Origin of the sequence: Neolewinella persica DSM 23188, from assembly GCF_000373105.1 — a bacterium.
GTDB lineage: Bacteria > Bacteroidota > Bacteroidia > Chitinophagales > Saprospiraceae > Neolewinella > Neolewinella persica.
On the sequence record NZ_KB890433.1, the window covers coordinates 1 to 14,323 of the forward strand.

The 14,323-nt window shown below is 51.8% G+C and carries 13 protein-coding genes and 1 pseudogene; 7 read left to right on the forward strand and 7 right to left on the reverse strand.

Annotation, left to right across the window (positions count from 1 at the left end; all coding sequences use genetic code 11):
- Window positions 1-5,036 precede the first annotated feature (5,036 nt).
- The gene (locus B036_RS33270) at window positions 5,037-5,174 is read right to left on the reverse strand and encodes a hypothetical protein (protein ID WP_020569239.1); all 138 of its coding nucleotides are present in this window, start codon (window positions 5,172-5,174) and stop codon (window positions 5,037-5,039) included.
- A gap of 139 nt (window positions 5,175-5,313) precedes the next feature.
- On the opposite strand from B036_RS33270, the gene B036_RS0113430 reads away from it, so the two are divergent.
- The 4 genes from B036_RS0113430 to B036_RS0113445 all read left to right on the forward strand — a co-directional run bounded on the left by B036_RS0113430 (window position 5,314) and on the right by B036_RS0113445 (window position 8,046).
- Window positions 5,314-6,315 carry an NADP-dependent oxidoreductase gene (locus tag B036_RS0113430; protein ID WP_020569240.1) on the forward strand — a complete coding sequence of 334 codons (1,002 nt, stop codon included), beginning with the start codon at window positions 5,314-5,316 and terminating at the stop codon, window positions 6,313-6,315.
- A 165-nt stretch (window positions 6,316-6,480) separates the two neighbouring features.
- Window positions 6,481-7,116 carry a hypothetical protein gene (locus B036_RS0113435; RefSeq protein ID WP_020569241.1) on the forward strand — a complete coding sequence of 212 codons (636 nt, stop codon included), beginning with the start codon at window positions 6,481-6,483 and terminating at the stop codon, window positions 7,114-7,116.
- Window positions 7,117-7,124: 8 nt separating this feature from the next.
- The gene (locus B036_RS0113440) at window positions 7,125-7,727 is read left to right on the forward strand and encodes a DUF420 domain-containing protein (protein WP_020569242.1); all 603 of its coding nucleotides are present in this window, start codon (window positions 7,125-7,127) and stop codon (window positions 7,725-7,727) included.
- A gap of 76 nt (window positions 7,728-7,803) precedes the next feature.
- Window positions 7,804-8,046, forward strand: a complete 243-nt coding sequence (locus B036_RS0113445; protein WP_020569243.1) for a hypothetical protein — start codon at window positions 7,804-7,806, stop codon at window positions 8,044-8,046.
- Window positions 8,047-8,125: 79 nt separating this feature from the next.
- On the opposite strand, the gene B036_RS0113450 is transcribed toward B036_RS0113445, so the two are convergent.
- Window positions 8,126-8,779, reverse strand: coding sequence for a metal-dependent transcriptional regulator (locus B036_RS0113450; RefSeq protein ID WP_020569244.1), 654 nt, complete (start codon window positions 8,777-8,779; stop codon window positions 8,126-8,128).
- Between the two features lie 89 nt (window positions 8,780-8,868).
- Window positions 8,869-9,195: pseudogene (locus B036_RS29285) on the reverse strand (four helix bundle protein); the annotation flags it as partial.
- Window positions 9,196-9,459: 264 nt separating this feature from the next.
- Between B036_RS29285 and lhgO the strand changes: the two are divergent.
- The 3 genes from lhgO (at window position 9,460) to B036_RS0113470 (ending at window position 11,633) form a co-directional block, all read left to right on the forward strand.
- Entirely contained in the window at window positions 9,460-10,677 is a 1,218-nt protein-coding gene (gene lhgO, locus B036_RS0113460) for an L-2-hydroxyglutarate oxidase (protein WP_020569246.1), read from the forward strand.
- Between the two features lie 158 nt (window positions 10,678-10,835).
- Window positions 10,836-11,084: a MoaD/ThiS family protein gene (locus B036_RS0113465; RefSeq protein ID WP_020569247.1), complete on the forward strand. Its 249-nt coding sequence runs from the start codon at window positions 10,836-10,838 to the stop codon at window positions 11,082-11,084.
- Between the two features lie 132 nt (window positions 11,085-11,216).
- Complete coding sequence (locus tag B036_RS0113470; protein ID WP_020569248.1) at window positions 11,217-11,633, forward strand: molybdenum cofactor biosynthesis protein MoaE; 417 nt, start codon at window positions 11,217-11,219, stop codon at window positions 11,631-11,633.
- A 75-nt stretch (window positions 11,634-11,708) separates the two neighbouring features.
- On the opposite strand, the gene B036_RS29290 is transcribed toward B036_RS0113470, so the two are convergent.
- From B036_RS29290 to B036_RS0113490, 4 genes are all read right to left on the reverse strand, one after another.
- Window positions 11,709-12,728: a HesA/MoeB/ThiF family protein gene (locus B036_RS29290; RefSeq protein ID WP_020569249.1), complete on the reverse strand. Its 1,020-nt coding sequence runs from the start codon at window positions 12,726-12,728 to the stop codon at window positions 11,709-11,711.
- A 150-nt stretch (window positions 12,729-12,878) separates the two neighbouring features.
- Window positions 12,879-13,355 carry a cyclic pyranopterin monophosphate synthase MoaC gene (gene moaC / locus B036_RS0113480; protein ID WP_020569250.1) on the reverse strand — a complete coding sequence of 159 codons (477 nt, stop codon included), beginning with the start codon at window positions 13,353-13,355 and terminating at the stop codon, window positions 12,879-12,881.
- A gap of 114 nt (window positions 13,356-13,469) precedes the next feature.
- Complete coding sequence (locus B036_RS29295; protein WP_020569251.1) at window positions 13,470-13,799, reverse strand: hypothetical protein; 330 nt, start codon at window positions 13,797-13,799, stop codon at window positions 13,470-13,472.
- On the reverse strand, window positions 13,796-14,293 hold the full coding sequence (locus B036_RS0113490; protein ID WP_020569252.1) for a SixA phosphatase family protein: 498 nt from the start codon (window positions 14,291-14,293) through the stop codon (window positions 13,796-13,798). The genes B036_RS29295 and B036_RS0113490 overlap by 4 nt, the downstream gene beginning before the upstream one ends.
- Window positions 14,294-14,323: the final 30 nt, after the last annotated feature.

Sequence of the window (14,323 nt, forward strand, 5' to 3'; positions counted from 1 at the left end):
CCGGCGTCGTCGCTCAGTACCACCGTTTGGGGGGTAACCGTGATCACGGGAGGAACATTGTCCTCAACGGTAACCACAGCGTCACAGGTGGACATGTTACCGGAGGGATCNGTTACGGTGAGGGTAACCGTGTTCGGGCCAACGTTGGCGCAGGTGAACTCGGTCATGCTTTCTGCAAAAGTCAGGGGATCACAGTTGTCGGTGGAGCCACCATCAATCTGCGAGGTGGTGTTATCAGCAGAAGCGATCGAACCATTACCGGCAGCATCGAGCTGAACGGTGATGTCCAGACAAACTGCGTTTGGCGGGGTAGTGTCTCGCGGTATCAAGGTGACCATGCAGGTAGCGTCATTGCCATTCGCGTCAGTTGCCGTCAAAGTAGCGGCTCCTGTTACGCCGTCACAACCCAGCATTGGGGCGTCGAGGGTGAGGACTATGGCGGCGGAGTCCGTACAGTTATCGGACAGGGTAATCAAGAGGCCGACGGTATCGGTGACATTGGCTACGCCATTGTCGTCGAGGTAAACGATTACCTCAGCGGGGCAGGCCAAGACAGGGCGGGTAGTATCGGCAACGGTAACCGTGGCCATACAAGTGGTGTCATTGTTGCCGTTGACGTCAAAGACCGTAATCGGAACGTTGATGACACCGATGTCGTCACAGTCAACCGGGAAGGCCTGGTCGAAGGGTGCTAAGTCAACGGAACAGTTGTCCGTGGCGGTAAAAAGTTCTAATTCTGCGTAGCCGCCGAAGCCGTTTTCGTCGAGGAATACTTCAATGTCCAGGCAGACAACATCAGGGGCTATGGTGTCCAGCACCGTAACGATAATGGTGTCGCTGGTTTCGTTCCCGGAAGGATCGGTAGACACGATGCGTACGCGGAGGTTGACGTTGCCAACGTCGTCACAGGTGAAAGACAAGACCTGATCGCGGGACTTTGCCTCTTGTCCATTCCCTGCACCTGCGTCCCCGCCCAGTGTATTCATAGTGGGTCCTGAAGCGCCGAAACGGAAGATGTCCGTAACCGTAGCGCTGCAATTATCGCTTACCGCATATGCGTAGTCTTCGATTTCCAGAAAGGCCATACCGTTTGCATCGAGGTAGAGCGTGGTGTCGTTGGCCACGACCACCGGCGCGATGGTATCAATGACGGAAACGTCGTAGGTACACTCGCCCCGATTATCACTCAGGTCCGTAGCGAACATAGTCCGCTGGAAGGTCGATCCCAGGGAGGAACAATCAAATCTCCGGGAGTTGACCCCTCCAACGGTGAAAGGACCTGAGAGATCAGTATCAATATTATCGGAAATGCTGATCAGCGCATCGTCGTCAGCAATTATTGCCATGCCCATACTATCCAGCGCCACCGTAATGGCTTCGCAAACGATGATTGGTGCAATTGTGTCGATGACGATTAGTTGATAACTGCAACTGTTAGTGTTACCGCTCAAATCATTAGTAGCTACTTCTATCGTTCGGACACCTGCAGTACAATTGCGGCCACAACCGCCACCGCTGCCGGTGCCACCTAGACCACAGTTATCCGTCAGGATAACTATTCCACTTGGTATATCGACTCTTCCCATGCTGTCTAGGTATGTCGTAACGTCTTCACATAGGATCACCGGCGGGATCGTATCGAGCACCGTGACGTTCACGTTGCAACTGACGGAATTATTACTTGGATCGGTAATGGTTACCGCATTCTCCAGCAGGTTAGGAGAAGTTGCTACTGCATCACAACCGAAGGTTAGCACACCGGCATCAGTCGTATCGATGACCGCGCAGTTGTCCGTAGCTGAGATTAGCAGGCCGGCGGCGTCGAGTTCAACGGTGCCGGTGCCATCCAGGTAGACTGTGGTATCGATAGTACAGACGATGGTGGGGACGAAGGTATCGCGGACCGTTACGGTAAAGTCACACGTTACCAAACAGTCTCCGATGCCTCGGGTGGCCGTGACCGTATTTTGATCAAGGTCGGCACAAGTGAAGGAGGTAGGGTTGAGAACAACGTTGTCTTCAAAAGTACGCAGGACTACATATTCGATGATGACGTAACCATTGCCAGCATTAAGCCCGAGTATCTCAAAGTCTAGCCCACCAGAAAAAGATGTGCCGGCACCGGTCGGAGCATTGCCGCCACTAGCACCGCCACCGCCGCCACTGGCACCACGGGCACCGCCGCCGCCGCCGAAGCCGCCCCTTGCTAAACCGCCGCCACCCTGGCCGCCGGAAAGAATAGAAGAGCCGCCCAAGGTTCCGCTGCCATTGTTCATTAAGCTAGCGCCACCACTACCACCGTTAGCACTGCCAGATCCTCCGCCACCATCGGCGGTTGCTTCTACTATGGAACTGTTTTCTCCGTTACCCTGAGCTACGGAATTGGCTTCACCGCCGCCGCCACCACCGGCAATAATAATAGCGTTCGCGGGTACAAATTCTCCAAATCCACTGGTCCCAAAAACGACAAAAGTACCTCCACCGCCACCTGCAGCCTCAGCTCTACTGGTATTGGTGCTACCCGCTCCGCCTACTACCAACTGTAAATTCCGTTCGGTAGTGATCGAAAAAGTGTCACGTATTATAGCCCCCAGTCCGCCAACGAAAATGGTGCCAAAATTGGTATCAGCTGCCATGCCTCCATTTCCTCCAGCAGCGGTAATAATCACCTGATCAACACCTTCCGGGATAGTGTATCGTGCCAGTTCACCGGTAAAACCGATGCTATCACGTACAGCAACTTCGGATACAAGTAACTCGGACGGGATAATTGCTGCGTTCCCGTTTTCATCCAGGAATACTTCGAAATCTTCTGGGCATGAAAACGGGACTTGGGTCACTGTAACGGTAGTAGTACACTGGCTCATCTCAGCGCCGTCACTAACGGTAAGCGTTACGTCCGTTGTGCCAAGTGGGAATGGCCCCGTCGGATCAACGCTGAAGCTTAGCATATCCATATCGGGATCTGTGGAACCGCCATCGAATGCTTCGGCGGCGACTGTGGCCATGCAGTTAGCGTCGGCGTTTACGGTAACGGGTTGGCAGACGGCTACGGGGGGTTGATTACATTCTCCCAACGTACCACAGCTTCCACTGATGGTTAACGAGAAGGCCCCACTCGCACCGCCAAAACCATGGACCAATACATAATAGGTCCGCCCGGTTTCGGTTCCGACAGTTATTTCAGAAGTAAACCCAACGCAGCCTGGGCCATCATCATTACCGCCCACACAAGTGATGCCATCGACACAATCGTCGACGAATACCGAAATCTTGGAATCATAGGCTGCCTGATTACAAGTAGACAGGGTCACATTGCCACCACCGCCGACGAAGGAGTACCATACTCCTGGTGCCGTGATACTTGTTCCACAATTTGTGCTAACATCACTATCAACCGTTGCGCCAACAGTGGAGCCGTCAATCGTTTGGCCACAGTCAATCGGGATTGCACCCGCGAGCAGGTCGTTCGATGCTCCCTGGATACCATCGAGAACACTTACTCCGGTAGCGCCCGGGTCCAGCCAATCGCTTAAACGAGCGGATGCAGCGGGGCCATTCCAAGAGATGCCGAAGCGTCCGTAGTGATCATAGGTATCATTATCGTCTGTTCCGGAACAGGCCGCCGCACCGCAACACAACTGACCAATGATCCGCTTGTTCTGGTCAAATAAGGGAGAACCGGAGGAGCCGGGCTCGGTCACCCCTTCATCCCAGTCAGCTATGCGCCACATCATGGCCGCACCATTGCCGTTAAAATTGATGGTGTTTTGGGTAGCCGCGTCATCATCATGACAAATCTTTTTCACATCACCCCTGGGGTGGTGAATCCCCGTAGAACTGGTCGGCGCTACATCTGAACGATCCCAGCCGGCCAGATATATATTCCATTGAGCCATTAGGGTCGAAGAAAGGTTGTCCAGGGTAACCAGGGTTACATCGGAACCGGAATTCGTCGCGTTCAATGTGGCCCCGTTAACGGTTTGATCATAGGGGGGGCCAGGGTCTACGCTATTCGCCGTTGAAGAACAAACGGGTACCGTACTTTCCCAATTGAAGCGAACAACCCAGCTACCATAGCTCGAGCCACAGTGACGAGCGGTTAGAAAATAAGGCGTCCGGTCGTTACTTGTATTGTTGATCATGGCCCCGGAACAGGTGCCTCCACCGGTAAACAACAAGCCGACAGATCGAATTTGATCGTCCCAGCCATTTCCTGACGGGCAATTGACATCCTCGTTACAGTCACCGGAATCATTGAGGGCTTTCATTGTATTCTGCGCATGGACGAAGGGACTTCGGTAACCATGCACGACATGGCTAATGGTCAAGTCAGTATAATCGCCGGCTCCTGCTGGAGCAAAATACTCCACAATAATGTCGTCACCAGTGACTAAATCCGTTCCTAGTTGCCCCGAGACATGGTTATTGGCAAAGGTATAGGCACCCACAACATGATTGCGATCCGCAGCATACAAATGGAGGCTAGCCCCTACCGGAAGTCGGAAATCGGAAAAAACCACGTTGATGGTTGCTGCACCGGCCGAGGAAATGCCAAGGCGGTAAATAGTACCCACGCCAGGAATGGTGTGGACATCCGCCGCTTCCAGTACATCAATATTGACCTTGTGTTCATAGCCAAATCGCCATGGGCGGTCTTTAAGGCCATCATTGATCTGATCTTCTGCCTGAACGGCGGTTAAATTAAAGGCAGGCATCTCCATAACGGAAGATGCGGCCAAGTCCTTATCGGCTACCGCCCAACTCCTGGGGTTGCCCAAGTCTGAAACCTGAGCATGGATAGCTGTTGAGGAAAGAACTACCGCAGTTAATAACAAATAGAAAAAACGCTTTGAATTGGCGCTACGTTTCGTCAACTTTGGGAAAACGGAAACTAGCATAGGCTGTGAGCCCATGGGGGGTAAAGGTCGTCTCATATTTTGCTTACTCAAGAGATTATCAGAAAAGGGCCGTGGTCGGACGGCGTAAAAAATTCAGTATAAAGATAATAAAGAGTTCGTCAACCCCTTAAATTTCTAAGCTAATGGGTAGGAGGTGGAGTCGGACTTGGCCATTTCCTCATCCGTATTGTATTCCGGCAGCAGGTAGGGCTCTACGTAACGATGATGGTTAACGATAAAGTTGAGGACTTCTTCCAATTCCGGGGTATCCACATGGGCACTCTGTAACCGGGCTACATCGCCCCGACCGATCAGTTGGTTGGCGCCTCCCGAACGTAAGCTGCTTTAAGATCCTCCCACTGCACCCGCGTCCGCGCCCAAAAGATTATCTTGGGCCAAAATAAATTTAGCCATGACCAATCGCCAACAAATTCTTGCCCATCGCCCCGTCGGAATGCCGACAAAGGACACCTGGACCCTAACGGAAACGGAAGTACCCGAATTGAAGGATGGAGAAGTATTAATCCGCAACCAATACGTTTCGCTGGATCCGGCGATGCGTGGCTGGATGAACGACGCCCGTTCCTACATCCCGCCCGTTCAACTGGGAGAGGTGATGCGTGCCGGTACGGTTGGCGAGGTAATCAAAGCAAATAACCACCCAACCTTTAAGGTAGGTGATGTGCTGTCCGGTTGGGGCGGCGTTCAGGAATACTCCATTACTGACGGGACGAACTACTACCAGGTCGATACCCGATTAGCACCGATGCCTACTTATATCGGTACGCTTGGGATGCCGGGCATGACCGCTTATTTCGGCATCCTGGAAGTAGGTAAGATTAAGGAAGGCGACGTCGTAGTCGTGTCTGGTGCGGCTGGTGCCGTTGGCAGTATCGTTGGTCAGATAGCGAAAATCAAAGGCTGCCACGTTGTTGGTATTGCCGGCGGACCGGATAAGTGTAAGTATGTGGTGGAAGAATTGGGCTTTGATGCCTGCATCGACTACAAAAACGAAAGTGTTGCCGCAGGGCTGAAGACGCACTGTCCCAAAGGGATGGACGTTTATTTCGACAACGTAGGTGGCGAAATACTGGACCACTGCCTGGCCCGCCTGAAGATGAATGCGCGCATTGTCATCTGTGGCGCCATCAGTCAGTATAACAATAGAGAGAATGTTCAGGGGCCTAAGAACTACCTTTCCTTGCTGGTGAACCGAGCCACGATGCAAGGAATGGTGGTGTTTGATTACGCGCCGAAATACGGTGAAGCTGCGCTCCAAATGGGACAGTGGATGGCAGCGGGAAAACTTAAGAGCCGAGAGGATATTTACGAAGGAATCGAGAATTTCTATGAGACCTTTACGCGCTTATTCACCGGAGAAAAGAAGGGTAAGCTGGTGCTGAAGTTGGTTTGATACTAGTGAGCGATCTAACGAATACGGAGCCGTGGACTGCTTTGCTACGAGAGACGGTCCTCCGGACCTCAGGAGGGAGAAATCCCACCTAAAAGTCATAATGCGTCCTTTCTGTGATCAAAGCGTCGATTACGTGGTTACCTTTGCGTAATCACGTAACTGACTATGGCCAACGCTAAAAGTATTTTCAACACCCTGGTGGTAATTTTCCTGTTAATCGGGTTGCCGGCGGTCTCTTATTACTATCTTTCTACCGGTTATACTTACCGTAAGGAAGCGATTAATACGCAGGGGGATTTTGGTGAAATGCCTGACTTGAGTAGCCTGACGGTGGTGCAGGGGAAACTCCCCAAGTCTTCTCGTGGTGCCATGACGGTTGTTGGCTGGTTTGACCCGACCAAGCCTGCCGCTGCGCGGCAGTACGGAGAAATGATGGACAGTCTGTACCAGCAGTTTGAGAACAGCCCAAATCTGTACTTTACGACCATTGTAAATGCGGAGAACCCGGTAGCAGCAGCGACCGATTTTACCGAGAAATACCACTTGCCAAAGGCGGAGATGCTCACCTTTCTGGCGGCCGACGCGGGACAATTCAAACAATCCGCGCGCGACTTTAAGCTGCCGACCAGTCTCCCCGGAGAAGACCCCATCGTGGCGTTGGTAGACAGCTCTTTAACCATCGTTAAGCATTATAACCTGGCGGAGAGAAACCAAACCATTGGTCTGGTTAATCTCATATCCCTGATCATCCCGCTTCCTGAGCGACCGGGGCTGGTACTAAAGCGTGATAACGAATTGTAAGCACTGATATGGAAAAGAATATTTACCCACAACTGGAAACCTACCCCGAAAAGGAACGTACACTTAAGATACTGGTCTGGGGCGTTACCCTTGTTGTTTTGCTTTTAGTCGGTGTAATGCGGCAATATAAACTACCCGTGCCTGAGGGTTGGGATGTTGGCTTTTTACCCGCCGTAAATGCGGTGCTGAATTCACTGACGGCGGTAGCCTTGATATTTTCTTTGTTCTACATCAAAACGAAGAACGTAGTTGCTCACCGAAAGGCGAATGGTGTAGCGCTTGGCTTATCGGTTCTCTTTCTTTTATGCTACGTGGTTTATCATTTTACAACTCCGGAGGTCCAATATGGAGACCTGGACCATGACGGTATCTTGTCGGCATCTGAAGCATCCATTGTTTCAGGTGTCAGATCGGTTTATCTGGCAATATTACTGTCACACATCGCGTTAGCCGGCATCCTTTTACCCTTTATCTTGTTAACGACAGTACGGGCATTAGTTGGTAAATATGAGCTGCACCGTAAGATGGCCCGGATTGTTTGGCCGTTGTGGTTGTACGTAGCTATCACAGGGCCGGTCGTATATTTGATGTTGCGGAGTTACTATCCGTAATTGGTCTATTATGCTATTGGCATTGTTGGCCCATTGGTACTTTGAATAATTATTCCCCTTCTTAAATTCCTTCCTTATGAAAAAGCTGATCCTTATTGTATGTGCCTTTGCACTGGTCGTCCTTTTGGGTGGCGGAGAGGAATTACTGGCGCAATGTCCGATGTGCCGGGCAACTGCGGAGTCTAATCTTGCCAATGGAGGAACCGAGGGCCGGGGCCTCAACAACGGCATTATGTACATGCTTGGAATGCCTTACCTGCTTATTGGTACGATTGCGTTTCTTTGGTGGAGAAATAGGAATAAAATGGAGGAAGCTTAGGGTTGGTGCAATTGGCGTTATTGGACTATTGCCAAACCAAAAGATTAATAATAATTGACCAACAGCACCAATAGTCCAGCTAACCTACTAATAATCTCTCCGCCACTACCTTACTAAAGGTCACCCGATCATGGCCGGGGTAGGATAGGGTTAGAGAGCCATCGAAGGCTTCTCTGTGATGGATCCTGAGGGTAGTTCCCAGGCTCAGGTCACGGTCGTTCAGAAAATGTAAAAACTCATTAGAGTTGTGGTCTAGACCAATAATAGCTACCGTCTCTCCTGCACCACATTCACTCAGGCGTCGACGGTTTTTTGACGTTATGTTGCCTTCGGCATCTGGAATGGGAGAGCCGTGGGGGTCTACATTGGGGTGTCCCATAAGTTCGTCCATCCGGGTAAAAAAAGCGGGGCTGTCAACGTGCTCGATTTGTTCGGCGATGGCGTGGACTTCTTCCCAGCCGAAACCCATCTGCTCAACGAGGAACATCTCCGTCAGGCGGTGTTTCCGGACAACGAGGGCGGCGGCCTTTCGACCTGATTTGGTCAGCTGCAGTGGCTTGTACTTTTGATAGGATACGAGTCCACGTTCCGCCAACTTTTTCACCATGCTATTTGCTGAGGGTGTACTGATCGCTAATGCTTTAGCCAGGTCAGATACCGATACTTTTCCTTCGGTGTCAGCTGAAAGGGCCAAAAGCGTTTTTAGGTAATTTTCTTCGGTGGTGGTTGACATTGGGCCGAAGTTAGGGAATAGTCTTGTAGTCTGGTAGTCTTGTGGTCTTATAGGGCTACCGCAAAGGGGGGAGCAGCAGGAGGATTTTTTCAATATTTTTCGGGATGCTTTTGCATATAGGATAATAACTTACCTACTTCTTCGGAAGCTTGCAAGTACTGATGGTAATGTTCCTTTGTTAAATATTCGGCGTCGTAAGCGGCGTCTAACCAGGTTTGGGTCTCGTAATTTTCTCCACTGGCATCCGTAAGTTTAGAGATGAAATGTTTTGGGTACCTTCTTTTGGCAAAGCTTTCCGCCAGGTTGGCACCCACTGCTCTTGATGATCGTCGTATTTGATCTGTGAGGCTATATTTTTCTTCTTGTGGAAACCCCTTAGTCAGAATAAAAATCGAGGAGGCAAGGCGACACGCTTTTTGGTAAGCAGTCCAGGTCCTAAATTTGGAGCCTGATGGGAGTTTGGTATTTCAGGGTAACATGCCCCCAATATTGGCAATCGCTAGGTGATCATTCGTATTTTAAACGTATACTTACGTTTATATGCGTTTAATAACGGATAATTCCATGCCAAATGTTTTCTATTCAGACACCTGTTGTTTCTTACGAGTCAATACTGACGAACGGAGCGAACTTCCTCATACGGTAGCTTTACAAGACCACCAGACTACAAGACTAGAATTATGTACGACGCCCTAATCACCGGCGCAGGTGCCGTAGGCCTGGCCACCGCTATTCGCTTGCAGGAGCGGCAGCCAGATTGGTCCATTTTGGTGGTCGACAAAGCCGACCGGGTAGCTGCTCACCAAACCGGACACAACAGCGGGGTAATTCACTCGGGGGTCTACTACCCGCCCGGGGGAACCAGGGCCCGGCTGTGCCGGGAAGGCTACGATTTGCTCCTTGATTTCTGCGAAGCAGAAAATGTCCCCTTTCGCCTTACCGGTAAATTCATTGTGGCCACCAACGAGCAGGAACTGCCCGGATTAAAGAAAATCCATGAGCGTGGCATCGCCAATGGCCTGGCCGGCCTTCAATGGATGACCGGTACTGAAATGAGGGCGCAAAGCCCGCACACCGGTGGTATTGCCGCCCTGTGGGTACCTCAGGCTGGAATCGTAGACTATAAAGCAGTAACCCGTGCTTACGCTGAGGTATTTACCAGGTCGGGCGGTGTTTTGCAACTTAATACGGAGGTCCTGGGCTACCAAAGAGAGGGGGAATCTTTTGAGGTGCAAACCTCTAAAGGAGAGATCCGGACTCGTTACCTCATAAACTGTGGAGGGCTTCAATCGGACCTGCTGACCACGATGAACGGCAGGAAGCCACCAGTACAAATTCTTCCCTTTCGGGGAGAATACTACGAGCTTACCTCCGAGGCGGCGGCTAAGGTGCAACACCTTATTTATCCCGTTCCTGATCCTGCATTTCCATTCCTGGGGGTACATCTCACGCCGACGATCGATGGAAGGGTAGAGGCTGGTCCGAATGCAGTACTGGCCTTTGCCCGTGAAGGCTACGACAACCGGACCGTAAACCTTCGGGAGTTGGCGGCAACGGTTCGCTATTCCGGATTCCGGGCCATGGCGCGCCAGTATTGGCGTAAGGGGGCAACGGAACTGCGGCGAAGCTTCAGTAAACAAGCTTTCCTCAAAAGCTTACTACCGCTTATGCCTACACTGACCCTGGATGATCTGAGGCCCGGCGGAGCCGGGGTCCGTGCCATGGCCGTTGGCCCCAAAGGGGAAATGATCGACGACTTTCTGTTTTATACCGAAGACGGGCTGGTAAATGTCGGTAACGCTCCCAGCCCTGCAGCCACTGCTTCATTGGCAATTGGCGGGGCCGTGGTTAGAGAATTAGAGAAGGGGGGGATGAAGGAATGTGGAATAAGAGAATAGCTGCCGCAAAGATCGTTCATGAGGCTGCGCTTGGTCACCCTGGCGATTAAGCGCAGCGTAAGGAGAGGTAACAGCGGGAGCCACTCTCTCCCCCTATTATTCTCGCATTCACTATTGACGACGCAACCACACCCATCCAAATTAAGTTTACTGCTCATATGAAGCAATCCCATTCCATTCTCTGCTTCGGCATTGCCCGGGACATCACCGGCTCCGCTACCATCACCCTGCACCTGCGGCCCCGCCCCAAAGTGCTTGACTTAAGGACCGAACTGCTGGCCCAATACCCGGCCTTCGGCGAACTGGTCAGCTTTGCGATCGCCCGAAACGAAGCTTACGCCGATGATGAAGAGACGCTTGAGCCTGGTGATACGCTCGCAATTATTCCGCCGGTGAGCGGAGGGTAGGACTTAGTAGTCAGCGTTCAGTAGTTTGAGCTCAGGATTCAACGATCAGCATTGTGGCTGTGAATCCTAAGTAATTAACCCCGAAAACTGAACCCTGAGTATTGAATCCTGAATCCTGAAAACTAAACACTAATGTCCGAGATCCAACTTTCTCCCCATCCCCTCTCAATTGATGCTTGCTACGCCAGCGTACAGGATCCTACGTGCGGGGGTATTTGCCTCTTCGTCGGGACGATCAGGAACCACAATAAGGGGAAGTCGGTAACGCACCTGAACTTCGAGAGCTATGCGCCGATGGCGGAAAAGGAAATGAAGCGGATTGCGGACGAAGCGAAGTCCCAACACGGTCTACATGCTGTGTCTTTACATCACCGGACCGGGGAACTTGCTATCGGTGACATTGCCGTAATTATTGCCGTAAGTAGTCACCATCGGGCAGCAGCCTTCGCTGGTTGTGAGCAAGTGATCGACGAATTGAAAAAGCACGTGCCGATCTGGAAAAAAGAATTTCTGGAAGACGGAAGCTACTGGGTGGGGGCACGGCCTTAGGGGACCGTTATCAGGTATCAGCACACTGAACCCTAAACTCTGAACACTGATAACTGAATCCTGAACACTATATCCTCAAGGCTTCCCCGTCCGCAAACTAACCGCCCGAATCTCCGGGTCATGCTTCCTGATCTGGGAGGCCAGCATCAGGCTGAGTTTACCAGAATTACAGTAAATCAGGTAGTTACCGCCAGGTGTCATTCGTTCCAGGCACTGGCCGAAGGGGTTGCGCTTAGTCAGGCGGATTACGCCGTGGGGGAGTTCGGGTTCCCGCTGCTCATCGAGCATGCTGAAGACCAAATCGTAGTTTGGGAAATCTTCCAGTGTGGCATCTGTTTCCAGTTCTTCACGGCTTGGACGGGAGGACTGCCAGGGTGGAATGATGGGCATAGTATAGCTTTTTCTTAGTGCCAAACGATGCTGACTATTATCAAGAGCGTTGTAGGTCAGGAGTTTGCGAATGGGCGGGGCCCCAATGCCTAATAAATAGCATAGGGCGGCATTGGCCTGGAGTAAGGCAATAATGCCAACGGCTGTGGGGAGAACTCCGACGGTCGCACAATCGGGAATGTTGGGGTCGGGTAGGGGAAAGAGGTCTCTCAGGTGAAGGTCGTCCTTGCTTTCGTTGGGGAACAAGGCGACGTAGCCTTCGTATTTATGGACAGCGGCATAGACCAGCGGCTTGCTGAGCAGGTGACAGGCGTCAGATACGAGGTGCTTTGTCGGGGCATGATCGGTGCATTCTACTACGAGGTCCGCATTTTCGATCAGTTGCCGGGCGTTATTTGCTTCCAGGTAGGTTTCGTGGGCGCGGACGCGGGTGCCGGGGTTGAGTTTAAGGCAATGTTTGGCCAATAACGCCGCCTTATTTCCCGTAGCACCGGTTTGAAAGAATACCTGACGGTGGAGGTTGGTCTCTTCGGGCTGATCTCCGTCGACCAGCGTCAGGTTGCCGATCCCGGCGCCAGCTAAATACGCGGCCACCGGACCGCCCAAGCCTCCACAACCAAGGATAAGTACATGGGCATCCATCAGCTTTTGCTGACCGGTTTGACCGATTTCGGGAAGAATGGTTTGGCGTAGGTAACGATTCATGGGGAGGGAGGCAGTTAGTCAAATAGTCAGGGAATCAAAGTGCCGAATTATGGGGTAAAGGAAGTAACCTCCACGAGCTTTGCGACCAGAAGTTAATTTGGCTGCGCTTTGTTCTGCAGGTATACCATAGTGAGGTGCCCCCAACACCGGCTATTTGGCTTTCTCATAATCAGTTTTCCCGCCTGTCTTACTAACCAGCTGCAAGCCCTCGATTCGGATGTCATGGCTCATAGCCTTGCACATGTCGTAAATAGTGAGCGCGGCGATGGAGGCACCATGGAGCGCTTCCATTTCTACGCCGGTCCGGCCAGCAGTTTTTACCGTGCACCTGATCTTCATTGACTGTACATCCACCGGATCGACGGTGAATTTTACCGATGAAATATCCAACGCATGGCACAGTGGGATGACCGACCAGGTTTGCTTCACCGCCATCGTACCGGCGATGACCGCCGTTTGGATAACCGACCCTTTCCTGGTGTTGAAACCGTTACCTTCCAGCTCCGCCATGATGGTTTTGCCCAAGACTACGGTAGCTTCCGCCACCGCAATTCTAGTGGTAATGGCTTTGTCGCCTACGTCGACCATTTCGGGGAGGCCGGCTGCATTTAGGTGGGAGAGGGGCATGAGGGAATTAATTTTGAGGACTGGGAGGTTCAGGGTCTGGTACTCAGCGTTTAATGGTAACTGGCAGATTTAAATACTGGTAGAAGGCCATTTGGTTGGTGATCAGGACAACGGCTATTGGGCCCGATCAACTTCTAATTTTGCCAACAGTACGCCAATCTTGGTGTACAGGGAGTCTATCCAGATTGGCTCTTGCCGGACCAACCAGGTCAGGCTGTCGAAGGAGGCCTCATTCATGTCATAATCTTCCAAAACGCGGTTAAAATACACCTGCTTAATGGAGTCACGGATGAGTACCGGCACCTCTGTGGCCAGTGCTTCGGCGATCTGAAGTTCCGCCATCACGGGAGCTAGTTTATCCAAATCAACTGGTGGCGGGCCTACATTCGGGCTGGTGCATCCAGTCATTAGGAATACCAGGCATAGGACAATAAAACGCGTCATACTTGCTGTTTGGGGTAAAAGTAGCCCGCCCTGCGGGCTTCGGCGAAGGAGAAATCCTCCCAATTATCGATATCGGCTTCGACCATAATAATGCCACAGGTAGGCACATTACCGATGTAAGCGTTGTGTTGGAGCCGATTGGCCAGGTCTGTGTAGCCTGGGTTGTGCCCGAAGAACAGCACTGTTGACCAATCGTCAGAAACGTCTCGCACCCGCTTTTCAATACTCGCTGGCCAGGCATGGTAAAGGCTTCGGTCATACTGGCAATTGGCCGCGGAGATGTTCAGGGCAAGGCGAAAGGCCTCGGAAGTGTCCTTAGCTCTTTTGGCTGTTGATGAAATAAGTCCGTCGGCGATCACCTGCAGCTCAGCCAGGCGATCAGCCATAACCGGAGCATCTCGTTTGCCCCGTGCATTGAGCGGTCGGTCGTGGTCATCCAACGAGATATCGTCCCAGCTGGATTTTGCGTGTCTGACAAAATAAATGGTTTTCATAGGATAGATTTACATTGGCTTAACCGTAAG